We start from the raw sequence: 24691 nt of genomic DNA, 5'->3' as shown, positions 1-24691 counted from the left end.
AATCTTCCTTTCAAACGCGATTTACAGCTCGAATAACCAGCCTTAATACTATTTCAACTCCTCCAATAAAAAGGAGAGGAAGCAGAGCAAATAATATGGAAAACCCCGCAATTACTGCCTCATTCGAACTAGAAAAATAAGGATAATAGAGAAGGGAAAGAGTCATAACGTTACCGCCCCCTATAATAGCTGTAAGCGCATATTGTCCTAATGAAATAACGAATGTGAGAAGCATAAGGCTTCTAATACTTGGTAGCAATAGAGGAAGGGATATCGTAAAAAAACGTAGATATGGCCCTGCTCCTAATACGGAAGCCTGCTCACCTAACGAAGTGCCTAAGCGTTCATAGCCTGCCCGCATAATTCGGATCGCATAAGGTAACGTTGGGATTAAATGAACAAGGACTACTCCTAGAATCTGATCTGCTAATCCAAATCGAATCATCGTAAATTGCAATCCCATTGCTAGTAACATTCCTGGAATTAAAATCGGCGATAATAAAGCTATTTCAATGATCGATTTCCCTTTAAAAGAACAAATCGATAGGATTTTAGCTGCTGGTAATGAAAGCAATAAATTTAGGAGCACGACATATAAACCCACCATTAGCGTTGTAACGATTGACTCCCTCAATGAAGGATCCCTAAATATGCTTTGCCATCCATTTAAGCTATAAGCTTGTGGTAATAATTCAGGAAACCTCCATCCTACCGAAAAACTTTTTAGAGTTACAACGACAAATGGGAGAATAAAAAATGCAATAAAGATTACCACCATTAAGCTTGTAACTAACTCCCTTTTCCCTAAACGAGTAAAAACGAATCTCATCTACCTCTCCCCTTTACCATTCTCAGTCGATGCTGTTGTACAGCCCCAATACAAAGCATAGCTAAGAGAAGAGCTAGTACACCTGGGAGAATCATTGCCGAAAAAGCTAGAGGGCGTTTACTCCAATCTCCATCGTAGAACCATTCATAAGCTCTAACAGGTAACATCTCAGGCCTTGTTACTCCTAATAGATAAGGAATTTCAAATGCAGAAGCGATAAAAGCTACTAATATTACGCTCGTCTCCACTATGACTGGAAGTAACCATGGAAACTCCACAGTCTTAAAAGCATCCCATTTATTCCCTCCAAGCGTTCTCACAACTTCACCATAGCGATGATCAATTTCATAATATACTGGTAGCAACATAAGAATAACAAATGGAACCTCTTTCCAAACATATGTTAAGATCATTCCTATGCCAAATTCTTCTTGAACGAGAATTGGAAAATCCGATCGCTGATCTAACAAACCTAGTTGATAGAAAAGAGAGGAAAATAACCCGCTTTGTGAAAAAAATAAATACACTAAATATCCTGCTACAAAATGAGGGATTAAAATTGGAATCCACACGAGTATTTTAGAGGAGGAGTTTTTAAAAAATTGGTATAACATCCTGGTCATTATTAATCCTATCATTAGCGCTAGCAATGTGGATAGAATAGCAACTCGAAACGTTAATTTCAAAGAATGAAAGAAAGTATGACTGTTGAAGAGCTGTACATAGGAAGCAAACGTCCACTCTCCCTCGATTGTTTGAAAGCTTTGAGCAATAGCGGACCACAAACCGTAACCAACAAGCAACATGGTCACCGCTAACGCCGGTAATAAATGTGTAATCACTCTCTTTTTATTGTTCAAGAATCCGCTTTGCCCATTCATTGTTAATCCACTCCGTGTATCCTGTATCCAAATCGGGTAATTTATTGTTGCTTAATAACTCAGCGGAAAGAACGCTATCTCCTCGATTAATCTTCTTAATTTGTTTCTGATCCATTTTATTCAGCATATTGAAATTCAACACAGTGCCTTCTCCCCAAAGAGTCGGGTCCATCTTTGCGATTTGGGCTTCTGGCGATTCCAGAAAATTAATAACAGTCATTGCTCCTTCAGGATTCGGACTGTTAAAAGGGATACTTAGATAATGCGTATTTGAAATAGAACCTGGATCTTCTAAAACAAACGATTTGGTACTCTTTGGAAATGTACCATTTTCAATTAAACTTTCAGCCCTCGCTTCATTGAACCCCATCGTCATCCAAACTTCTCCTTGGCTATAGAGAGTATCAAGTTTTGTCAACGACTCAGGGTACGTTTCGCCTTCGCGCCAAAGATCTGGTTTAATTTCCTTTAAGTAATTCCACACGTATTTTTCTCCAGACTGTATAACCTCTTTGTTATACTCTTCCGCCATAAGCGCTGACTTTTCCCCCGTCCCTTTTACAAGCAGATGCTTAACAAATGTGTTGCCCGTAAAATCTGAGACGTTCGGATACGTGAACTTGCCTGGATGATCTTGAATCCACTTTTTTAACTCTTCAAGTGAACTTGGTGGGTTATCAATGTGAGTAGAATTATAATGAAATACATACTGCACATTTCCCCACGGCGCTTCCAATCCGTCAATTTTTGTTCCTTGATCGAATAAAGCAATTTGATTGTCTGTTCCAATATATTTTTGGAAATTCGGCAACTTCTGTGAAAAAGAGCCAAATAATAAATCAGCTTGTTTTGCATTCTTGAAATTTGCTCCGTTAATCCAGATCACGTCAATCGTGCCATTTCGTTTATTAGCTTTTTTCTCTGTTAAAAGCTTTTGCATAAATTCCTCGGTATTCATCGGCTGACGCTTAAGTGTAATCCCATATTCCTCTTTTAATTGAGGTTTAGCCCACTCATCTATATATTGGTTAATCCCTTCATCTCCACCCCACATGAATAAATTTACTTCCGTGCCTTTTGAAGTCTTCGCAATTTCATTCCAATCTTTAGTTAATACGTCTTCTTTGCTAGATGTATTTATGTCCTTATTAGCACAGGCTACTATAAAAAACAGCGCTAACATACAAAACATGAACTTGATCTTCATCTCTTTTCCCCCTTCTCTAACATATCGTAGCAATTATACTTACTTTTTGACGAACTTGATTGTGCTTCATTTCGCAAAAAAGACTTGATCCTTCCTTAAAAGTATACCTTTTTTATAATACCAATGCTGTAATTACCCATACAGTTCTCGTAAAAAAAACAATAGCCACGAAGGCTATTGCTTTTATAAAGGTAAGTTAAGTTACCCGCTTTAAAATTAGCTTTTTTGCATTTTTCTTCGAACTATCACACCTGTGGCTGCCATTGTTGCAAGAATTGCTGCCAATATCCATTCAATTGGCATTTGTTGTTCCGCTGTACCGCCCATACCAGTCTTCGGCATGTCCGTTGGCATAGCATCCATAGCAAATTTATCTGGGAACTGGTCTACAAAAGCACCTGATAAACCTTTAGCAGGCATATACATATGGGCATAAGCTTCACGAACAGAATCATACGCAGCATCATAATCTTCCATTGTATAGTTATCAAATGCAGAAATTAGTTGGTTAACATGCTCTTGAAGTCCTTCAGATAATGCACCTGCTTCTAATCTTTCTTCTGTAGCTGTTTCAAGAAAACTTGAAAAATCAGCTCTATAGTTTTCTAGTGCTTTCATAGCTGCTTCTTTTGCTTCTTCATCTTCAGCTCCTGTAGCTTGAACGTACTCAACAAAGTTCCCAATATGTCCAGACCACATCTCTTTAAATTGATTACCCGCTTCTTCACCATAGACAGATGTAATGGCTGCAGCTAAATCATCTGTATTCTCACTCAGTGCAGCTGCTGAAGCATCGAAGTCTTCTGATCCATCAATACCATTCTGCATTGTCATCATAGCAAGACCAGCATGTTCAGATAATAGGTGACCTAGTGTTGCACGAAGATCTGATGCAGGTGTCACAGCTTTAGTGTTTTCAAATTTATCAGGGAACTGATCCGTAATGGCTCCAGAAAATCCTTTCGCAACCATTTGCATGTGCGCAATAGCTTCACGTTCCTTTTCATACGCCATGTCATAATCTCCATCTACATAGCTATCGAATGCTCCAATTAATTGATTAATATGTGCTTGAAGTCCTTCAGATAACGTTTCTGCTTGGAGGCGTTCACCAGTAGCATTTTCTAGAAACATGGAGAAATCTTCTTTATATCCATCTAAATTGTCTAACGCTTTTTGTTTTGCATCTTCATCTTCATTCCCCGTTGCTTTCACATAGTCCACGAAGAAACCGATATGATTACTCCAAATTTTGTTAAATTCAGCACCAGCTTCTTCACCGTAAACGGATGTAATTGCTGCCGTCAGATCCTCTGTATTTTCACTTAAAGCACCAGCAGAAGCTTCAAAATCTGCTGAACCTTCAGCACCTTTTCTCATTGTTTCAACAGCAAGATAAGCATGTTCACTTAACAAATGACCAAGATCAGCTCGAAGATCTGCACCTGGTGTTTCTACCGTAGGCTTGTCCATATGATTTTCTCCATCGTGAGCAAAGGCTCCAGCTGTTGGGATTAATAGTGAAAAACTTAGTGGAACAATGAGAAGTCCTTTTTTCCAATCAATCACTTTCTTCTTCATATTCTTTTCGGTATTCATTTTCAAATCCACTCCCCTTTTTTTTGATTTACAATTAGCTAACGGAGAGAAGTTCAATTTGGATCATTTTTTTAAAATTTCTTTTTAACTTATACTAAAAAAGTCAGCAACCCCTCTACATCATGAGTTTTGCTGACTAGAATTATTGTATGTTTTTTTAAAAAAGTAAATATACAGCAAAACAAGAAGCAGAAGAAATCATCTATTCGAATTCCTTTTCTACATTTATCATCAGGTAGATCTAAATCTTCTTCAGAAAACTGTTCTTCTTTAAGTCAATCAGCATGATTATGAAACCATTTTATTCCTAAAAGCAAGGTGAGGCATCTTTTATAAATTCAATCCCTTTTATCCCCTTACTACTCTTTCAAAAGTAAATAGGAAAAGCCCCATGTCGGGAAATACATGGGGCTCACACTATATATTTTAAGGGGGACAGGAACCGGGGAAGTTCCTGTAAAGCTAGTGTAGCAGGATCCATAGTTGAAACCTTAATTATGAGTGGTTTTTCACATTCTTTTAATAAATGAAAAGAATGGCTTTCCTTATTTGTATACCATAATCGTTTGCAGCTCTCGGAAACCAATATCTTTATAAATATACTTTGCAAAGTTGGAAGAATAAACATTCAACCGAATTTCCTCATAACCCTGTTCTTTAAAATTTTGTATACTTGCTTCCACTAGCTTCTTTGAATAACCTTTTCCACGGAATTTTGGAAATACAAACACATCATAAATAAAGCCGTGTTTACTTTCAGTAAAGTAATCGGTGTTCTCACCTAATAATACCCAACCTGCTATTTCTCCACCGTCTCGATAAATCAGATGATAGCCACCTCGATCAAGAATAGAGGAAACAATTTCAAGAGCTTTTTCTTCTTTCACGATCCCTGGATTTGTCGTTCCTTCGTTCACTGACTGAATGGAATTAGACAAAATATAATCTCTTTCTTCAAATGTCGCTCGTTCGATCACACCATTTCCCTCCATCGCCAAAATCTCTCATATTGCGTTTATTCTTGATAAGTAATGCGTGTTCCTTCCTAATAACAGATTACTATATTATCTAAATGATAACATGGTAGAAATCTAACGAAAAAGCTGTTTGTGTGTGAAATGAATGAATCTATTCCTTCGTTCTAGCATAAACACATGTACTAACGAACTTGCTTTTATCAACCGATCGACGATCATTTTTTAAAATCGCTTCAAGCTGAAAGAAACATCGCTCTGCTACTCTTCGACTTTGCCAATTTTCCGCATTGCATCGAATTTCAATTCTCTTTGCATGGAGCTCCCGCATCGCAAATTCAACGATCCCATTAACAGCTTCAGTCATATATCCTTGTCCACTATGGTTAGAATCAATCCAGTAACCGATTTCAAACTTAGGAACCTTCCAATCAATGCGATGTAAACCAGAAGAGCCAATAAAATTGCCAGTTTGCTTATGAAAAAGCAACAATCTTAAGTCTTCTCTTTTTAGAAAGGCTGCGTTCGATTCTCGAATATTTGCTTCCACTTCCGTTTCGGTTTGATTCATATGAGCAAATAGCATATATGGCATAAGATCTATTAAAGAGGTTTTAATCGACTGATGAACAGCTTTACCATCACCTGGTACTGGATATCGAATGTGTAAACGCTCTGTGTAAAATTCATTCGGAAAATTAAGCTGAATCGGTTCCATGAAAACTTCCTCCAAAAACACTAAAAGATGTCAGAATTATATCATTAATAAGAAATCTGTCAAGAAAAACAGCTTTTATTCGCATCTCTATTATTGTAATACGATGTTCATGAAATTCACTTTTTAATAAGGGTTCCTGTGTCATTTAATTGCTGAGGTATTTTAGTTATATTTCGAATCATATGCGGCGGATCCTTTAAACAGGTCTTTATTCACGTTCTCGCCTACTATATACTAGACATCATATCCCATTACAAGGAGGGTTTCTATTGGATCTTACACTCATTTTACCATTCTTAGGAGCTGCCGTTCTTTTAACGATCATGCCAGGTCCTGACAATTTATTTGTGTTAGCCCAAAGCATCACTCAAAACAAGAAAGCAGGTTTTGCCACCTCCCTGGGTCTCTGTTCTGGCCTTATTGTGCATATTTCAGCTGCAGCTATAGGCATTTCAGCCATTCTCTACCAATCATCATTTGCATTTACGGTCGTTAAGTTAATGGGGGCTGGGTATTTACTATTTATGGCATATGAATCTTTGAAAGACCGTAACAAAACCTCCACTCTCCAAGAGCAGCCATCACAAACTTATTTGGCACTATATCGAAAAGGCATTTTAATGAATATCTTAAACCCAAAAGTATCTTTATTCTTTCTAGCTCTTCTACCCCAGTTCATTAACCATGAAGCTGCTTCTCCTACTTTTCAAATGATTTTTTTAGGCTTTGTTTTCATTTTACAAGCCCTTATTATCTTTTTTCTAATTAGCATATATGCTGGGAAATTAGCAAAGGTTATAGCTGGAAATGCAACATTATCTAGACGATTTAACCTTTTAAAAGCAGGGTTACTCACCTTAATCGGCATTCAAATTGCACTTAGTAAGAATTAAAAACAGCGCCTCTAATCCGAGGCGCTGCCAAAACTTATTTTTTTAAATGCATCTTATTGAGCGGTATACCCACCATCAATGAGTAGAGCCTGTCCCGTAATACTCTTCGCTGCATCGCTTGCAATAAACATTGAGTAATCAGCAATCTCTTGTACTTCAAGCAAGCGTTTCTGTGGAACTAGCGGATAAATGACTTCCTCTAATACTTTTTCAAGCTCCACTCCACGTTCTTTTGCTAGATCTTGCATTTGACCTCTTACAAGAGGTGTATCCACATAGCCAGGAGCCATTGCATTCACTGTAATGCCATGCTCCGCACCTTCAAGTGCCGAAACTTTTGTAAGTCCAATGACACCATGTTTTGCACTATTATAAGCAGCTTTACCTGCGAATCCAATGACACCATTGATTGACGCCATGTTAATAATTCGGCCGAAACCCTGTTCCTTCATAATTGGGAAAGCATGTTTTGTTGCAATAAATGGAGCTGTTAGCATAATATCTTGCATCATTCTGAATTTCTCAGTTGGAAAATCTTCCATTCGAGATACATGTTGAAGACCCGCGTTATTAATAAGTACATCTAAGCGACCATATTCTTCAACTGTGCGATCAATCGCTTGTTTGATTTCATCTTCACTTGTAACGTCAGCTTTAATCCCAATTACTTCATAGCCCTTATCTCTTAGTTTTTGGGCTGCTTCCTTTGTACCCTCTTCGTTTATATCAGAAAGAACAACTTTTGCACCATTTTCTGCAAATGTCTCACCAATTTCAAATCCAATTCCTCTCGCTGCTCCTGTAATAAATACAGTCTTGTTGTTTACCATGAAAAGTTCCTCCTACTGTAAATCCTAAATTTCTTTCACGCCACTATTTACCCCATCTCGTGATTTTAAAACAATCTCATTAAGATTTTTTCTCACTACCATTTGTTTCATTGGACTAGTCTTTGGGTAGTGAAAAATAGACAGAATAATCCATAATCGAAGGGAGAATACAGGAAATGAGGGTCCCTTTTTCCTTTTATGTAATCGGTATCATTTTAATGTCTGGATGCTCTAATCTATCCGTTTTAGATTCTAAAGGTACGGCTGCAGACTCAGAGCTAAAATTACTTTACCTTAGTATAGCTTTAATGGTAATTGTCCTACTTGTCGTTTTCAGTCTTTTTATTCGCTTTTTAATAAAGTACCGTGAGCGCCCTGGACAAGAAAATGACTTCCCTACTCAAATCGAAGGAAACAAAAAACTTGAAACCACATGGATTGTATTACCATTTGTGATTTTATTTATCTTAGCAGTACCAACATTTGCTACTACATATCAGCTTGATAATAAAGCAGAATCAATGGATGAGCCTCTCGTCATTAATGTGACCGGAAAACAATTTAGTTGGGTTTTTTACTACCCCGAATTTGAAATCACGCTCGAAAATGAAGTAAAACTTCCAGTAGATCGTCCTGTTATCTTTAACCTTCATTCCGAAGATGTTATTCATTCTTTTTGGATCCCACAACTAGCGGGAAAAAAGGATGTACTTCCTCACAAAGAGAACCAGCTTACCTTAACACCTCTCGAAACTGGAACCTATGATGGAAAATGCGCTGAGTTTTGTGGCGCAAGCCATGCATTTATGACGTTTGAAACAACAGTGGTGGAACAAGAAACATTTAAACAATGGACGAATGTTGCTGACAAACAGGAGGATTAAACGATGAAAGCACTATTAGACTACTTTACATCCCTGCCATCAGATATACTGCTTGCAGACGTCTCTTTTATCATCATAGCCGTCATCATTTGTTATTTATTAACAAAGCATTCGAAATGGGAATGGCTCTGGGGATGGATTACTTCAACAGATCATAAAAAAATTGGCATCATATATTTACTTGTTTCATTTCTCTTTTTCATCAGAGCGGGCATCGAAGCACTGCTTATACGAATGCAGCTTGCCTTTCCTAATAATGATTTCTGGGTTTTTCAAGGGGATCGATTTAATCAATTAACAAGTACACATGGAACTGTCATGATCTTTCTTGTTGCAACCCCTCTATTAATTGGATTAATGAATGTTATCGTTCCTTTACAAATTGGAGCAAGAGACGTTGCTTTCCCTTTCATGAACTCTTTAAGTCTATGGCTATTTATTTCTGGTGGTATTTTAATCAATGTAAGTTTCGTTGCAGGTGGCTCGCCTAATGCCGGATGGACATCGTATGCACCTCTCGCTTTAAACGACTATACACCTGGGCCAGGCAATAACTATTATCCTATAGGACTACAGGTCGCTGGACTTGGAACAATTATGGGGGGAATCAATTTTATTGTTACGATTCTTAAAATGAGGGCTCCTGGCATGCGATTTATGAGAATGCCTTTATCCACGTGGGCGATGTTTATTACATCTATTCTCATCGTATATGCATTTTCTGCTCTTGCTGTCGCTCTTCTATTGCTAACATTCGAGCGACTTTTTGGAACGGTTATATTAACAGGAGGAGAAGGAAATCCGATCATTTGGCAACATCTTTTCTGGATATTTGGGCACCCAGAAGTTTATATCATTGCCTTACCTGCGTTTGGAATATTTTCTGATGTAATTAGCACATTTTCTAAACGGAAACTATTTGGTTATCCATCTATGGTATTCGCCATTATCCTTATTGGATTTCTCGGTTTCATGGTCTGGGTACATCATATGTTTACAGTAGGATTAAGTACAAATATCACTATTTTCTTTGCACTAACAACAATGTTAATCGCTGTTCCTACTGGGATAAAGATCTTTAACTGGCTATTTACGATGCGGGGAGGTAGGATTCGGTTTGATACTCCTATGCTCTATGCACTAGGATTTATCTTCACTTTTGTTATCGGTGGTGTGACAGGCGTTATGCTTAGTGTCGTTCCAGCAGATTATCAGTATCATGATAGTTATTTTGTCGTAGCACATCTCCATTACGTGATCATTGGGGCAACAATTTTCGGAGTTTTCTCAGGTGTATACTATTGGTGGCCAAAAATGTTCGGTAAGTTTTTAAATGAAAAACTCGGTAAATGGAACTTCTGGACTTTTGGGATTGGCTTTCACTTCACTTTCTTTCCTATGCATATTATGGGACTGATGGGAATGCCACGCCGGGTGTTTACCTACCCAGAAGGTGAGGGATTGGGCTTTTTAAATTTCATTAGCACATGTGGTGCCTTTTTAATGGGGGCGGGCGTATTATTTTTTATGATAAATATTTACATAACGACCCGCTCCACGCAAAAAAACACGTTACGGGATCCATGGTTTTCACGCGGTCGTACGCTTGAATGGACGATTCCATCACCTCCGCCACCATATAATTTCGCACGTCTTCCCCTTGTCAAAAGTCGCGAACCACTTTGGGAAGCTTATGAAAACGGATATAAAAATATTGATTTTATCGGTGAATATGAAGATATCCATATGCCTAATTCTACTTCTCTTCCATTCTTTATGGGGATTGGATTTCTGATCGCTTCATTCGGGTTTGTATTCGAAATATGGGTAATCGCTATTATGGGGATGGCAGTGGTTTTTCTTTTAATGGGTATTCGATCTTTCCAGCATAAATCCGGTATCCATATTCCTAAAGAGGTGGTAATGGCTGAAGATAAGGGGGCTGAGGATTAATGGAGACGACCGATCCAAAGCATCTATACGACACACAACAAGCTCAAATGAACATCTTAGCTTTTTGGTTCCTTATTGGTGCTGAAGTTGTCGTATTTGGTTGCTTATTTGGCATTTATCTCGCCGTAAAGTCTTTTACAGGCGATGGACCTGGTCCAGAAGAATTATTTAAATTAAACGAAATTATGGTTTCGACTGTTATTTTACTATCCAGTAGTTTCACTTGTGCATTAGCCATCTATTTTTTAAATCTTACTAAGAAGGCATGGACTCTCCTATTCTTTCTTATTACCATTGTCCTTGGATTGGGTTTCATTGGATTAGAAATAAGAGAATTTACTCTCTATGTTGGAGAAGGCGCTTCAATTTCCACAAGTGCTTTTCTTGGAGCGTTCTATATGCTGCTAGGTACTCACGGCGTTCACGTTTTGTTTGGGGTTACCTGGATTGCCTTATTATTAGTGCAACTTTGGCTTAGAGGAATCAACCAAGAAACAGCACCTAAATTATTTATTGCGAGTCTTTATTGGCATTTTATCGATGTAGTATGGGTGATGATTTTTACTGTTGTCTATTTAATAGGGAAGGTGTGAAGAGAGTGAATAAGCAAAAAAAAGAGATTCGTAAGCTATCCCTTTCATTCATCTTCATGATTTTATTAACAGCTGTCGCCTTTATCCTTGTTCTATATCACCTTATTTCACCACCTTACTTAATCATTCTATTAATCTTTTTTGCGCTCATTCAAATCTTTATTCAGTTAGATCGATTTATGGACATACGTGAAAAAGAAGGTACTTATCGTTTCACATCTTTAATAGGTGGTAGTTTCGTAGCACTGCTCGCGATCATTTTATTAATCCTTCTGTAACTTTTCACGGTAGAAATAAAGACAAAAATAACCCGGAGCCTATTGCTCCGGGTTCCTGTGTTTGTATGAATCATAACTAGCAGCATCTTTATTCTTCGATACACCTAGCTCTTTACCAAGTAATAAAAGTGACTGGTTAATTCTCCAAACATAATATAGATCATTCACAAATTTTTTCACTTCTTGATCATCTGATAGGATGTTCTCCGACAGACCCTCAATAAATTCCCGTTCTTTGTTTAAATTGTACATCATTAACCCCGCTTCACCTTTTAGAAGTCTTAGAACGGTTAAGATATTGTGCTTAATGATCTTCTTTACTAGATCAAGCGTCTTTTCTGACCCTTTCACAATGGTTGATCGATTATTACGATTTGTTGAAGCGAGTAAATGCTTGGCAAAATAATTAATCGCTGTAAGGACAGTTAGCCAGCGTTCAATTCCAGAACGAGCTAGAATGGCTGGCCTGTTACGAAGTGGCCTTGCATCCTCTGTTATTTTCCTCATTTGTTCATCAATACGAAATGCTTGATTTGTGAAATCATAATGTTTATTACCTTCTGTAAAAGAGTCGAGATAATCTGCCACATAGGAACTTAATTTGGTTAGAAAATCGTCAGCTGTATTTGCAACCTTTTCACGTGTACTTTTCGGATAAATGATTGCGGCAGCTAAAAAGCCTATAATCGCTCCAGCCAGCGTATCGAACACACGAGCCATTAGGATCTGTTCTGTGATCCCACCTAATAGAAAGTCATACATAATGGCGATGAGCATTGTCATCCAGAACATCATCATCGCATAAGAAATAGACAATAAATAAAATGCCATAAAAATACAGCAAAATAACGCAATCAATTCTAAGATCACTTGGCCAGCAAGTAAATGAGCCAGTCCAAAACCGGCAACTGCTCCAAAAATGGTTCCAAGGGATCTCTGGAATGCTTTTTGAAGCGTCATTCCCACTGTGTCTGTCCCAAGTAGTACAACAAAAGCAGAAAGAAGAACCCAGTATTGATGAGCTGGTGATAGAAAATAACCGAGGATAATCGCCGCTGTTCCTGCGACAATAGCCTGCAAAGCTTTAATAGTGGCAGCTCTAGGCTGTTTCGACTTTTCTTCTGTACTTACATTCTCTTTCTTTATTTCTTCAGCATCCTCTAAACGCTCTTTCTCTTCAATATTTGCGATTCTTCTTTCTCCTAGCTCAACCGAACTATCTACAAGATGATTCGCGATTGACTCAATCCTTCTAATGAGCCATAGCCAATCTTTATTTTGATGATTGGAAACTCTAAGCTCAATTAGTTGATGCTTAAGTTCTTCAATCACATTTTCCGTTTGTTTTAAGTTCCCTACAATATCATGACTTCTTAACACTTCAGCATCTCGCACAGATTCAACCAGTTTATAGAGCAGCTTTCTCACTTCGTTATGCTCCAATGCGTGTAGTTCCTTCATTCTCTTAACAGCAGGATAAAGCGTTTCAATTAACATCTCAGCATCAAAAACATACATTCTCAGTTGCTCTGTGTCTATACCTGGCCATACTTCTCCTGGATCTGTAGTTGTTAACTGACCGGATATCACCTGAGCGTACTCGTTTAACTTTTTGACATCACGTTTTAGTAAGAGTGCCCTATAGCGATTTGGAGTCGGGTCTGCAATGGCATCAAGAACAAGATCCAGCGTTAGATTTGTTTGAATATGGAAGGAGTTCATACTTCGACTAAGCTGCCTTTTCGGTTTGTTTCTGAAAAAGATAAAATGATAAAGGTAAGAAAATCCTCCACCTACAAAAATTCCAATAATGAATCCTGGCAAATCAGGTGGCTGAAGATTTAATAGGGTGGAAAAATAAATGGATAAAAAGGCAATCATAAAGATACCAAAATATCGAAACCCATAATGCTGTAAATAGTAGGCAAAAAAGATTACCAATAAAAACAACCCATCTGTCATAAAGGGAATTGAACTAAGATAGGTTCGAACGGTAAGCCAGATCATACTTGAAATGACTAATAAAAGCGCAGTGATTTTCTTCTTCTTATCTGTGTCATCATTCACAAGCAATAATGATAAAAGACTGACCACCCCTGCAAGTATGGCCGGAGTAAATGAAATGTTAAGTAATGATGTCACCCATAGCATGAACATGACGGAAGAAAAAACGCTGATTGTAATTCTTGCTGCTTGATGTAACCTTGTCCTGCCGGGGTCTGCAGCAGCTAAACGAGCCCACCAGCTTTTTATGATCGTTTTTTTATTTTTAGTCAACATAAGTTAATCATATCGAAAATACACCAATTCTGCCAACTTTGTGTACCAATTTCTTTGTATCTCTACTGAGCTGACTTCCATATTCCTTACCTTCTCCTTCTAAATCATGAATTGTATATTTTTAAAAGAGCATTGCGCAGAGAAAAGCCTTTGAAGGTTAACCTTCAAAGGCTTTTTTACTAAACGGTTTTTAAATCTTTCTTTGCTTTTGCTTGCGTCTTCTGTTTTCTTGGAACTTCCTCATTAAAGGATTTCAACATTCCCCAGCATGTAAACAGAAGGATAATCGTTAGCGGAAATGCACTGACGATTATCGCCGTTTGCATGCTTTCAAGACCACCAGTTATCATCAAAACAACTGCAGAAGCTGATAGAATAAAGCCCCAGCTGAACTTCACGAAGTTGGGAGGATTTAAGCTTCCGTTTGTTGTTTGCATACCTAATACAAAAGTTGCCGAATCAGCTGATGTGATAAAGAAGGTCGAGATTAACAATAAAGTTACGACTGTTAATATGCCTCCTAATGGAAGTTGCTCATAGAGATAAAACAAACCAGTCTCAAGACTTTGACCTGCTATGTCCGTTCCCTGTGTAAAATCAAAGAAAATCCCAGAGCCTCCGAATATACCAAACCAGAAGGCACAAACCACCGTTGGCACAACTGTAACTGCAATCATAAACTCTCTAATAGTCCGTCCTTTTGAAACCCTCGCGATAAACGTTCCAACAAACGGCGACCAGGCAATCCACCATGCCCAGTAAAAGATCGTCCAATTCTGAATCCATGATTCGCCTTCTGCGTTCATTGGGGCCAATCTCATCCCCATCGCAAAAATATTTTGGACATATTCACCAAATGTGGTCACAAATAGATCTAATACAAACTTCGTTGGTCCTAAAACGACGAAAAGGATTAGAAGGACTACGGCTAGAGCCATATTTGCATTACTTAAATACTTAATCCCTTTTTTAATGCCTGTTCCTGCTGATACTGTAAAGAGTACAGTAATAATGCCAATGATAATTAATTGAACTGTGAAATTATTAGGGATGTTTGTTAAGTAGCTTAATCCCCCATTGATTTGTTGAGCGCCCAATCCTAACGAAGCAGCGACACCAAAAATTGTTGCAAAAACAGCTACGACATCAACCGTAATCCCGATTGGGCCTTTGACCTTATCGCCTAAAAGCGGATAAAGCGTAGCACTCATTAATCCTGGGGCGCCTTTTCTGAATTTGAAATATGCTAATGCTAAAGCGATCGTAGCGTAAATCGCCCAGGCATGAAAGCCCCAATGTAAATAGGTATAGCGAAGAGCAAGGTGAGCGGCTTCAACCGTTCCTCCTTCACCATATGGCGGTGTAGAAAAGTGGGACATCGGTTCTGATACTCCAAAGAACAATAGCCCTATTCCCATACCGGCGCTAAACAGCATAGCAAACCAGGTGAGTCTACTATATTCAGGTTTGTCGGTGTCCTTTCCTAACTTGATATGACCGAATCTGCTAAAGATTAAATAGGTCGCAAATACTAAAAAGAAAGTAGCAGCTAATTGATAAAACCATCCAAACTGATCTAAAAAGAAATTTTGGGATACCGTCATAACATGATCTAGATTGTCAGGCATAATCACTCCCCAACTAACAAAGACAATTGCAATCACAATGCCAATCCAAAAAACATTTGTTACCTTGTGCATTCTGTCCACTCCCATGAAAGTTTATGTGGATCTAAAAAATATTTTGGAATAATAACCACACAGCTTCTAATCATAAGCATAAACCAACGTATTTTCAAATTTTTATAAGAATTTAGTATAATATACCCCTTCCCTAATTACTAAAAACTTCGCTACATCTTCACACAAAAAAACGTTACAACAAACTATTCTTTACTACTTTCCACAATAAAAAAGCAGAGGTTCTCACCTCTACTTTATTTTAATTCTATAATCCTGAGCTTAATACAATTTTACCTTTAGGTGTTTCACTCGTATGATCTGGCTCAAGCGTAATTGCAACAGCGTCCCAGTCATGGTCTCCTTCGTATTCAACCTCGTAAGCTACTTCGCCTTTCCCTTCTTGATTAGGGGTAAAGTAGCCTGCTCGATATGGTTTATCACCTTCTAGTAACCAGACCTGGTATACTTGGTCACCTTCTGTTTCTGCCACATCGTTTACTTGAACAACTAAATTCATTTTTCCATCTTCACTCATTAGAGCGGCGGACCCTGCTGAGGCTTCTGCTTCAGAAGGCTGTAGCTGAACGGCTTTGACTAAAGAGGAAATGTCTTCTGGTTGAGATGTTTCCCCATCTCCTTCACTCACGAAATTATAAACATTTCCAGTCAAAGAAAGAAATAGCGCCGCAGCTAAAGCTGGTGCAATCCATTTAGGTTGCTTCATTTTTCTATCTGTTTGTAATGTTGCTACGTTGTTTGTTTGTTCAACTTTAGGTTTTTCATTTGTGGTATGACTTTTTGTACCCGTATCACTTTCAAAAACGCTTGCCAGAACACGTTCTTTCATCCCGGCAGGCGGCTCTTCCGGTATGGAGAGATAAGGAAGGTCACCTGTCAATTCTTCCAGCTCCTTTAACTCCTCTCTGCACTCTTCACATGATACGAGATGAGCTTCGAACCGCTCTTTTTCTTCGTTTGATAAGGTTCCATTAAAATAGTCAAGCAGCTGTTCACAATTTACTTTCATCTGAGACCCCTCCTTTCTCACTAAGACTGGTTTTTAAGTGTTTTAAAGCTAGCCGAATTCGGCCTTTTACAGTACCCAGTGGGAGGTCGAACTCTTCTGAAATTCTTTTATGCGTCATCCCTTTGAAATAAAACATCTCAATAATTTTTCTTTGTTCACCTTTCAGTTTTGACACAGCTGTCCGGAGTACTTTGCCTCTTTCTTTCCACTCAACCTGGTCTTCAACTGAAGCTTCCTCGCTATGCAATGCATCACGTTCATCTAATTCATAGTCCGGCTCTTTTGCCTGCTTACGCAACAAGTCGATCGCTGTATGCCTCGTCATGGTAAGGAGCCATGAAGAAAACTTTCCTTTTTCTTCATTATATTGAGCCTTTCCTTTCCAAAGCTTAATAAACACTTCTTGCATCACTTCTTCAGCAAGTCCTCCATCTTTTACAATCCGGTATGAAAATGAATATAGAAGCTTTTCATATCGATCGTAAAGAGATGAGAGAGCTTCTTTATTCTTTGCCTGAACCTTACTATACAGCTCGGCATCGTTAAGTTCTCTCATATCATTCTCCTTTTCATTGCAACTGACGCTAGCCTGAAGAGGCAGAAAAGCTTATGTATAGCTAACGTAACGCAGTCTATTTTAGATGTGTTTTTTGAGAAAATATCTTAAAACCGTTTCATAAACTCGCAAGCAACGGTTAGATGACCTCCTTTAAAAAAACCTTCCTAGGGGGAAGGCTCACGCTTCTTCAAATAACCCAAGTGATAGGAATGCAGCGATAACATCTGATGAATTGTCACCTTTACTATCCAATTCGAGTGTCTGACCAGGTTGTAAAGAAAGCGCTAGAACTCCAAGAAGACTTTTCGCGTCAACGACCCAATGTTCTTTTTTCAACAAAATGGTTTCCTCGAAACGGCTTGCAGTATTCACAAGGTGACTAGCAGTTTCAGCAAATATTGGTTTAAGTACTTTTAACTTCATTTCCGCTTCCTCCCATTTCCTTATTCATCCTCTAGCTGGAATTATATCATAACTTATGAGGCACCATCTCATTCATCCTTCCATCCCACTCAATTTTTTAACGTATCTATACCTACCTTTCTATCCATCAAACTTTTCACAGGTTGATTGTTCCTGTATGATAAGATTGATTAGATACTAAAGAGGTGACAGAAAATGGCTAATAAAGTAGCACTCATCACTGGAGGCACACGGGGGATCGGTAAAGCTATTGCCCGCAAATTCGCATCCGAAGGGTACAATCTTGTGCTGAATTTTATGAGAAAGAAAAAAGATGCTGAGCAAACAAAATTAGAGTTAGAACAAGAATTCGGGATCACTGTACATATTGTTAAAGCAAATGTTGGTGAAGTAAAGCAGATTACTGCTCTTTTCCATGAAACTGAAGAAACATTTGGACGACTGGATGTTTTTGTGAACAACGCAGCATCAGGTGTATTAAGACCGCTGATGGAAATTGAAGAAAGTCATTGGGATTGGACACAAAACATCAATGCAAAAGCATATTTATTTGCTGCGCAAGAAGCTGCTAAAATAATGGAAAAGAATGGCGGCGGGGCGATCGTAGCCTTGTCAAGTCTTGGCTCCATTCGTGCCCTTCCTAACTATGTGGCCGTTGGTGTATCAAAAGCATCTGTCGAAGCAATCACACGATATTTAGCAGTTGAGCTTTCACCAAAAGGAATTGTCGTGAATGCTGTATCAGGTGGAGCTGTAGATACAGATGCTCTTAAACACTTTCCAAATCGAGATGAACTCTTAGATTCCGCTAAGAAAAGAAACCCTGCAGGACGACTTGTAGAACCAACAGACATGGCTGATACTGCCTATTTCTTAACTACTCCAGCAGCGAGTATGATCAGGGGGCAAACCATTATTGTCGATGGTGGTTTATCCTTACTAGGTGAATAAACATTAGAAAGACAGCGGTCATTCCGCTGTCTTTTTCATTAACGGCTATTTCTCGTCACATAAAATCAAAAAAGTAACGAATCACATGAAAGAAAACAGGCGAAGTATAAGCTAGACTATCGACACGACTCAAGTAACTCTCTTCTAGAGCCTTTAATTTTTTACGATCCCCAAGCAAAAGATCTCGTCTCAGAACGGAAATGGTTAAGCTTCCTAGGAAACCAGCTACACTAATTAATACTCCTGACAATACGCCAAATAAAGAGTTAAATGGCGTTAAATATGGATATAACGTATAAGCAAGCGCTGCTGTTGCTAATAACGAACAGAAAAAACCTTCTATTGTGATAAAAGGATTGGAAGACGGAACGACTTTTCTCTTTCCGACATATAGGGATACCACATAGTGCACCACATCATTCACTTGAGTTAGTACGACTAGAAATAAGACAAGGTTTGCGCCATACATAGGAGATGCAATTTGAAAATAGGCAAGATGACTTAAACCAAAAACCATCAACATTAAGCCCCATTGAGTCGAACTTACTGATCTTAAAAAACCCAGCGTACCTTTTCCTACTATACGTGGAAGTGGTAGTAATAAGAAAACGTATACAGGAATAAAAACAATGAACATCCCATACCAATCAATGAAAATCCAATAGAATTGAATTGGGATCGCAATATAAGACCAAAGAAATAGCCTGCGATCAGCTTTTCTTGTTTTCATCATAGAAAAGTATTCTTTTAACGCAAAGAAACTAAGAACCATCAAAGAAAATAATGACACGAACGGATTAAATAAAGTGGCAAGACAGAATACCCCAAACATCCCCCACCACGTTTTCACTTTTACTAGTAGCCCCGTAAAATCCTTATTAGGCTGGTTGTGTTTCACAATGCTAAAAATCACTTGGGCAGATAATAAAGCAAGTAGAATAATCGACAAGGTCCATACTGTACTTTCCAGAAAGGCACCTCCTTATCATGCATCATTTTATGTATAATGACATTAAACGTCAAAAGAATGAGGATTGGATCATGACTCAAAAAATATATATTTTACTCTCAGATACTGGTACGCTGTTTACAAAATCAATACAAAAATACACAAAAGCACCTTACAACCATGCCTCCCTTGCTTTTGATAAGCAATTAAATGATATGTATAGCTTCGGAAGAAAAAAACCGAGTAACCCTATGAGTGGTGGCTTTGTAAAGGAAAATGTCCTAACAGGAACATACCGCCGTTATCCAAATACAACATGTGTGATTTATGAACTAGATGTTACCGAACGTGATGTTATAAAAATGAAGCGGTTGTTAACCATCTTCATTAAAAATAAACAACGATTTCTATATAACATTCTCGGTGTTCTAGGGGTTTCAATGAATGAACCGATTGAATTTAGTAATTCTTACTTCTGCTCACAATTTGTAGCTGAAGTTCTTCATCGATCAGGCATTGAACTATGGGATAAGCTTCCTGCCCTCGTGACACCTGACGATTTCCGAAAATGCGAACAGCTTACCCTCCTATATGAGGGAAAACTATTTGATTATGAACCTATTAGAAAACAACTCTAATTGGTTCCTCAATTGGCAATTCCCTTATATGGATTATATTTACACGAACACTTATGAATAAGGACAGATTCCTTATAGAATCTGTCCGAGTTTGGCATGACTATTACGCTGTAAACGTCTCTGTTAGAACAGGTACAATTTGTTTTTTTCGAGAAACAACACCTTCAAGCACTGCCATGTTTTCCATTAACGTGACGTTAAATGCCTTCTCTACTTGACCGGCTTGTTTCCCTAATGCAAGAACTGTAGAATTATTTGTTAAAATATCTGTGACCACAAGAAGGAAAAGATCGAGTTCTTTTGCTTCGATGGTTTTTCTCATTTCTTCTTCCACAACATCCTGACGCGCAAGAACATCAAGAGTATCTACTACATTTACTTGAGCAACTTCAACTTTAGAAGACCCCATCCCAAATTCTTTAGCATCAAGGGAAATGAGTTCTGCAGGCGTCTTACTGCTCATGTCTGCACCAGCCTTCAGCATTTCAAGTCCATATGTCTCTGCATCCACGCCTGCAATCTCAGCTAACTCGCGAGCTGCTGCAATGTCCTCTTCCGTACACGTAGGTGATTTAAAAAGAAGAGAATCAGAGATGATTGCAGAAAGCATGAGACCTGCTATTTTTTTATCCATCTGAACATTCTTTTCTTTATAAAGTTTATTAAGGATAGTTGCCGTACAACCAACTGGTTCTGCTCTGTAATAAACAGGGTCAGCTGTTTCAAAGTTTGCGATGCGATGATGATCAATAACTTCTAGAATTCGTACGTTTTCGATGTCTTCAGCACTTTGTTGACGTTCATTATGGTCTACAAGAATAACAGCACTCGCTTCGTTCGAAACCGTTTGAACCATGCGAGGAGCTTCTACATTAAATTGATCTAACGCATACTGTGTTTCACCGTTAACTGCCCCAAGGCGAACTGGCTCAACATCCATACCTAGTTTTCTTTTTAAATCTGCATAGACAAGCGCAGATGTAATCGTATCTGTGTCAGGATTTTTATGTCCAAAAATCAATACTTTTTCCATAATTCCGCTCCTTTTAGATGAAAAAATTTATGTACACTACATATTGTAAAGATCTCTTCGTATAAACTCAATATTATTTCGTATGATTCTAACAAGAAAAGTCAGGAAACGGAGCCTCCTGCATAGGGAATCCGAGCTCTTCTTTAATATGAATCAAGAGCCTGTTTAATTTCCTTGTTACCTGATAGCAAGTCAAACGAACGACGGATCGTGTTTTCCTTCTTCAAAGTAGAGACAACTACTTCCGCTACATCTTCACGTGAAATTGACCCACTACCAAGATTTTCAGCGATCGAAACTTTACCACTTCCAGGTTCATTTAACAGTCCGCCAGGACGAACAATTGTGTAGTCTAATTGACTTGCTTCTAACCACTTATCCGCATAATGTTTCGCAGCATAATAAGGAAGAAGGGCTTCGTGCCAGTTTTCTCGGTTATGCGCTTGAAGTGCACTGACCATTACATAACGTTTTACTCCTAACTTTTCAGCGGCTTCAATCGTTTTGACCGCTCCATCTAAATCCACTAATAATGTTTTATCTGACCCTGTATTCCCTCCTGAACCTGCAGCAAATATGACGGCCTCGCTTCCTTTCATAGCTTTAGAAATAGCTTCAACCGAGTCTTCAAGACTGACTACTGCTGCTTCTATTCCTCTGCTAGCTAATTCATCTGCCTGCTCTTCTTTTCGGACCATTGCCTTCACAGAATGTTCTTCCTTAGTATGAAGTAAATTTACAATGTTTTGACCAACCTGACCGTTTGCTCCAATCACGAATACATTCATCATAAAACGCTCCTTCCGATCATCATACGACTATTATTTCAAACCCTTTTTGCTCTCGCAACTAACTAGCTTTCTTCTTCAGGACAGATAATACTTCACGATTTTTAGAAATAGAAAAAATCGCTGTTGCCAGGGCAAATAGTATAAACATACCACCAACAGTTGCATTCATTTCGACTGAATACTTTTCAATTACAAAAGCTCCAACAGAAGAGCCGAGGGCAATGCCAAGATGAAGAGCTGAGTTATTTAAACTTTGTTGAATGTCCGATGATTCTGGAGCCAATTCGATTAAATAGCTTTGTTGAGCAGGTGTAATTCCCCAACTTAACATACTCCAGAGCACCATGATTATCAGAAATAGCGGGAAAGAGAACGTTGACCATGGAATCACGAACATGGCTATTGCAAAAACCAGAATCGTTGTCAAAATGGTTGATTTTGTACCAAAACGATCAGAAGCCACTCCTCCTAACCCTCCACCGGCAACTGCAGCTACTCCAAAGATGAGATAAACAATACTTACCCAATTACCGGATAATCCAAGCGTTGTTTTTAGAAATGGTGTCAAATAGCCGTAAAGCGTTAAGTGACCTGTTAAAAACAAAAATGATGTAAGTTGAGCAGTTAAAATACGTTTATCTTTTAATGTTTTGATTTGGCTAAGAATAGGGATTGCTGGCTTTGGTTGAATTTTTTCCATAAACAACGCTACGCCTGCCATTGATAATAGCGTAAGACCAATAATAAGGATAAATGGAGCTTTCCATCCAAAAGCATTTCCTAACATCAAGCCAATAGGAACACCTAAAACAAGCGATGCACTGATTCCCATAAATACAACACCAATCGCTCTAGCGCGATATTCCTTTTTAACAATGTTTGATGCCATTGTAACGCATAAAACAACTAAAAGGGAGCCGCTGGCTGCAGCAATGATTCTGGCTACCATTAATAATGAAAATGTTGAACTCCATACAGCGATTAAGTTACCTACAAGAAAAACGACTAGCGAGTAGAGCGTCAGTTTTTTACGTTCTACTTTTGCAGTGAGGGATAATAGGATCGGCCCCATTACCGCAAACACGATAGAGAAAACACTAATCAAAAGTCCCGTTTTCCCGAGACTAATTTGGAGATCTTCTGCAACAAGGTCAAGAATCCCTCCAATGATTAACTCAACCATCCCGACTACAAACGAAACGATTGTTAGTAAATATACTCGTTTATTCATTCATCCTCGCACTCCTTTTATAAAGTTACCACTAAAAGAGTAACTTTAATGCAAAGATTAATCAATAGGAAAATGAAGGTCGCTTTTCCCGTCTCAATCGGTTGTGCTATCATAATAAGAAATGAACTGACGAAGTAAGGAGAATGGATACATGCTGCAAGAGTTTGGATTTACGCAATATGAAAGTCAGGTCTATGAAGCTCTTATTACAATCGACGAAGCTCTTGATGCCACGTCAATTGTTAAACGCTCTGGCGTTCCTAGATCAAAAGTTTATGATGTTCTTCGGCGTATGAGCGAGAAAGGAATGATATTAGAATCAACTACTGAAAAAAAGCGCCTTTATGCTCCACTTCCACTGGATTCAGCGATTACGAAACTTCAGCATGACTTTAACGATAATATTAACCAACTAAAAACCATACAATCTCGCAAAAAAAAGATTGATGACCGCGTTTGGACACTAAAAGAAGAACAGTCGATTCACTCCCTTGTATCTGAACTCCTTCACCTTTCAACTTGTTCAATTATTTTCTCCGGTTGGGCGGATGATATTGTCCAACACCTTCCTTTACTTGAGGAAAAAGAAGCGGAGGGAATTGCAGTTGAAATACATACAATTGGGGAAATTGACTCTAACCTTAGTCATGTAATAACCCTCATTCCAGATACAGATCACCAGAAACTTGAGCGAAGTCGGATCGTGATTATTGATCATGAAGAAGTTTTATTTGCAGGTATTGAAGATACGAACTGGCAGGCGATCCACACGAAATCAAAACCACTCGTTACTTTTTTTACTGAATTCTTTTACCACGACATTGCCTTAACAGAAATTACAAGAAAGTTCGGTTCCACGATGATGGAAGATCCCCATATTCGGGATGTCCTTCTAAAGTTAAGGTATTGATTTGCCCTGCACCCTACTTTCCCAATCGACACATTCTCCAAAAAAAATACCCTCCCATGTGGATGGAAGGGAAGATTCATTATTCCGCATTTATCATTTCCTCTTCTTTTTTTCCTAACTTCTTCTCCAATTCTTCTTGGAGAAGAAGCATTCCCTCTTTACTGAGCACTATGTTTCCATTACCAAACGTCTGGTTATCATCTAGGATCTCACCTGTGATCATGCAGGCCATGTCTGCTTGATACTTCTGTAATATCACTTTGTTTTCACTTGTAAAAATTTCAATTGGATCTTTCACATTGATGTCTAACGTACGGCGGAGTTCTTTAGGAATGACAATTCGGCCTAGTTCATCAATTTTTCTTACAACACCAGTGCTCTTCACCCTCATTCCTCCCTTTCGTTTTAGCGAACATCTCTCTATTTCTTTTATCATAATATCAACAAGACAAATACGCAATCATTATTGTTCCAAAATTCTGTAAATTTTCATTATTTCTTCCCATTTCACAAAACTTTCCACAAAGTGTTCATCCATTCACCGAAATTCTTCACCTATTTCATAATAGTTAATCTTT

25 protein-coding genes are annotated in these 24691 nt (G+C 38.4%); 8 read left to right on the top strand and 17 right to left on the bottom strand.

The window, feature by feature from the left end; all coding sequences use genetic code 11:
• Positions 1 to 10: 10 nt before the first annotated feature.
• The 6 genes from PQ511_RS12145 to PQ511_RS12120 form a co-directional block, all read right to left on the bottom strand.
• Positions 11 to 829: an ABC transporter permease gene (locus PQ511_RS12145; protein ID WP_273852176.1), complete on the bottom strand. Its 819-nt coding sequence runs from the start codon at positions 827 to 829 to the stop codon at positions 11 to 13.
• The gene (locus PQ511_RS12140) at positions 826 to 1710 is read right to left on the bottom strand and encodes an ABC transporter permease subunit (RefSeq protein WP_273852175.1); all 885 of its coding nucleotides are present in this window, start codon (positions 1708 to 1710) and stop codon (positions 826 to 828) included. Before PQ511_RS12140 ends, PQ511_RS12145 begins: the two co-directional genes overlap by 4 nt.
• A complete protein-coding gene (locus PQ511_RS12135; RefSeq protein ID WP_273852174.1) occupies positions 1679 to 2917 on the bottom strand; it encodes an ABC transporter substrate-binding protein in 1239 nt (412 codons plus the stop codon). The genes PQ511_RS12140 and PQ511_RS12135 overlap by 32 nt, the downstream gene beginning before the upstream one ends.
• Before the next feature lie 216 nt (positions 2918 to 3133).
• On the bottom strand, positions 3134 to 4516 hold the full coding sequence (locus PQ511_RS12130; RefSeq protein ID WP_430622280.1) for a copper amine oxidase: 1383 nt from the start codon (positions 4514 to 4516) through the stop codon (positions 3134 to 3136).
• Between the two features lie 545 nt (positions 4517 to 5061).
• Positions 5062 to 5493, bottom strand: a complete 432-nt coding sequence (locus tag PQ511_RS12125) for a GNAT family N-acetyltransferase (protein WP_273852173.1) — start codon at positions 5491 to 5493, stop codon at positions 5062 to 5064.
• Between the two features lie 151 nt (positions 5494 to 5644).
• Positions 5645 to 6208, bottom strand: a complete 564-nt coding sequence (locus PQ511_RS12120) for a GNAT family N-acetyltransferase (protein WP_273852172.1) — start codon at positions 6206 to 6208, stop codon at positions 5645 to 5647.
• Between the two features lie 269 nt (positions 6209 to 6477).
• Between PQ511_RS12120 and PQ511_RS12115 the strand changes: the two genes are divergently transcribed.
• Positions 6478 to 7101: a LysE family translocator gene (locus PQ511_RS12115; protein WP_273852171.1), complete on the top strand. Its 624-nt coding sequence runs from the start codon at positions 6478 to 6480 to the stop codon at positions 7099 to 7101.
• A gap of 53 nt (positions 7102 to 7154) precedes the next feature.
• On the opposite strand, the gene PQ511_RS12110 is transcribed toward PQ511_RS12115, so the two are convergent.
• Positions 7155 to 7931: a 3-hydroxybutyrate dehydrogenase gene (locus PQ511_RS12110; protein WP_273852170.1), complete on the bottom strand. Its 777-nt coding sequence runs from the start codon at positions 7929 to 7931 to the stop codon at positions 7155 to 7157.
• A 176-nt stretch (positions 7932 to 8107) separates the two neighbouring features.
• On the opposite strand from PQ511_RS12110, the gene coxB reads away from it, so the two are divergent.
• From coxB to PQ511_RS12090, 4 genes are read left to right on the top strand one after another with little or no spacing between them, the layout of a single operon-like run.
• On the top strand, positions 8108 to 8815 hold the full coding sequence (coxB, locus tag PQ511_RS12105; RefSeq protein WP_273852169.1) for a cytochrome c oxidase subunit II: 708 nt from the start codon (positions 8108 to 8110) through the stop codon (positions 8813 to 8815).
• A gap of 3 nt (positions 8816 to 8818) precedes the next feature.
• Positions 8819 to 10768: a cytochrome c oxidase subunit I gene (locus PQ511_RS12100; protein ID WP_273852168.1), complete on the top strand. Its 1950-nt coding sequence runs from the start codon at positions 8819 to 8821 to the stop codon at positions 10766 to 10768.
• Complete coding sequence (locus PQ511_RS12095) at positions 10768 to 11361, top strand: cytochrome c oxidase subunit 3 (protein ID WP_273852167.1); 594 nt, start codon at positions 10768 to 10770, stop codon at positions 11359 to 11361. The genes PQ511_RS12100 and PQ511_RS12095 overlap by 1 nt, the downstream gene beginning before the upstream one ends.
• A gap of 5 nt (positions 11362 to 11366) precedes the next feature.
• On the top strand, positions 11367 to 11639 hold the full coding sequence (locus PQ511_RS12090; RefSeq protein WP_273852166.1) for a cytochrome C oxidase subunit IV family protein: 273 nt from the start codon (positions 11367 to 11369) through the stop codon (positions 11637 to 11639).
• 39 nt (positions 11640 to 11678) lie between these two features.
• On the opposite strand, the gene PQ511_RS12085 is transcribed toward PQ511_RS12090, so the two are convergent.
• The 5 genes from PQ511_RS12085 to PQ511_RS12065 form a co-directional block, all read right to left on the bottom strand.
• Entirely contained in the window at positions 11679 to 13916 is a 2238-nt protein-coding gene (locus tag PQ511_RS12085; protein WP_273852165.1) for an FUSC family protein, read from the bottom strand.
• Between the two features lie 182 nt (positions 13917 to 14098).
• Positions 14099 to 15619, bottom strand: a complete 1521-nt coding sequence (locus PQ511_RS12080) for a glycine betaine uptake BCCT transporter (protein WP_273852164.1) — start codon at positions 15617 to 15619, stop codon at positions 14099 to 14101.
• A gap of 247 nt (positions 15620 to 15866) precedes the next feature.
• Positions 15867 to 16628, bottom strand: a complete 762-nt coding sequence (locus PQ511_RS12075; RefSeq protein WP_273852163.1) for an anti-sigma factor — start codon at positions 16626 to 16628, stop codon at positions 15867 to 15869.
• Positions 16612 to 17184 (bottom strand): RNA polymerase sigma factor, encoded by a 573-nt coding sequence (locus PQ511_RS12070; protein WP_273852162.1) that lies wholly within the window; start codon positions 17182 to 17184, stop codon positions 16612 to 16614. Before PQ511_RS12070 ends, PQ511_RS12075 begins: the two co-directional genes overlap by 17 nt.
• 180 nt (positions 17185 to 17364) lie before the next feature.
• Complete coding sequence (locus tag PQ511_RS12065) at positions 17365 to 17610, bottom strand: HPr family phosphocarrier protein (protein ID WP_273852161.1); 246 nt, start codon at positions 17608 to 17610, stop codon at positions 17365 to 17367.
• 195 nt (positions 17611 to 17805) lie between these two features.
• Between PQ511_RS12065 and fabL the strand changes: the two genes are divergently transcribed.
• Positions 17806 to 18561: an enoyl-[acyl-carrier-protein] reductase FabL gene (gene fabL, locus PQ511_RS12060; protein ID WP_273852160.1), complete on the top strand. Its 756-nt coding sequence runs from the start codon at positions 17806 to 17808 to the stop codon at positions 18559 to 18561.
• A 55-nt stretch (positions 18562 to 18616) separates the two neighbouring features.
• On the opposite strand, the gene PQ511_RS12055 is transcribed toward fabL, so the two are convergent.
• A complete protein-coding gene (locus PQ511_RS12055; RefSeq protein WP_273852338.1) occupies positions 18617 to 19531 on the bottom strand; it encodes a phosphatidate cytidylyltransferase in 915 nt (304 codons plus the stop codon).
• Positions 19532 to 19602: 71 nt separating this feature from the next.
• Here PQ511_RS12055 and PQ511_RS12050 point away from each other — a divergent pair, with 71 nt between their 5' ends.
• Positions 19603 to 20148, top strand: coding sequence for a hypothetical protein (locus PQ511_RS12050; protein WP_273852159.1), 546 nt, complete (start codon positions 19603 to 19605; stop codon positions 20146 to 20148).
• A 103-nt stretch (positions 20149 to 20251) separates the two neighbouring features.
• Here PQ511_RS12050 and PQ511_RS12045 read toward each other — a convergent pair whose 3' ends face one another.
• The 3 genes from PQ511_RS12045 to PQ511_RS12035 all read right to left on the bottom strand — a co-directional run bounded on the left by PQ511_RS12045 (position 20252) and on the right by PQ511_RS12035 (position 23203).
• Positions 20252 to 21181, bottom strand: a complete 930-nt coding sequence (locus tag PQ511_RS12045; RefSeq protein WP_273852158.1) for a manganese-dependent inorganic pyrophosphatase — start codon at positions 21179 to 21181, stop codon at positions 20252 to 20254.
• Between the two features lie 143 nt (positions 21182 to 21324).
• Positions 21325 to 21969, bottom strand: coding sequence for an SDR family oxidoreductase (locus tag PQ511_RS12040; protein ID WP_273852157.1), 645 nt, complete (start codon positions 21967 to 21969; stop codon positions 21325 to 21327).
• A 61-nt stretch (positions 21970 to 22030) separates the two neighbouring features.
• Positions 22031 to 23203, bottom strand: coding sequence for an MFS transporter (locus PQ511_RS12035; protein WP_273852156.1), 1173 nt, complete (start codon positions 23201 to 23203; stop codon positions 22031 to 22033).
• A gap of 151 nt (positions 23204 to 23354) precedes the next feature.
• Between PQ511_RS12035 and PQ511_RS12030 the strand changes: the two genes are divergently transcribed.
• Positions 23355 to 24113 carry a TrmB family transcriptional regulator gene (locus PQ511_RS12030; protein WP_273852155.1) on the top strand — a complete coding sequence of 253 codons (759 nt, stop codon included), beginning with the start codon at positions 23355 to 23357 and terminating at the stop codon, positions 24111 to 24113.
• Positions 24114 to 24192: 79 nt separating this feature from the next.
• Here PQ511_RS12030 and PQ511_RS12025 read toward each other — a convergent pair whose 3' ends face one another.
• A complete protein-coding gene (locus PQ511_RS12025; protein ID WP_273852154.1) occupies positions 24193 to 24504 on the bottom strand; it encodes an AbrB/MazE/SpoVT family DNA-binding domain-containing protein in 312 nt (103 codons plus the stop codon).
• Positions 24505 to 24691: the final 187 nt, after the last annotated feature.

Origin of the sequence: Guptibacillus spartinae, from assembly GCF_028610625.1 — a bacterium.
Taxonomy (GTDB): domain Bacteria; phylum Bacillota; class Bacilli; order Bacillales; family Guptibacillaceae; genus Guptibacillus; species Guptibacillus spartinae.
The sequence above is the reverse complement of the archived record's forward strand: the minus strand, read 5'-3'. Positions and strand labels throughout refer to the sequence as shown.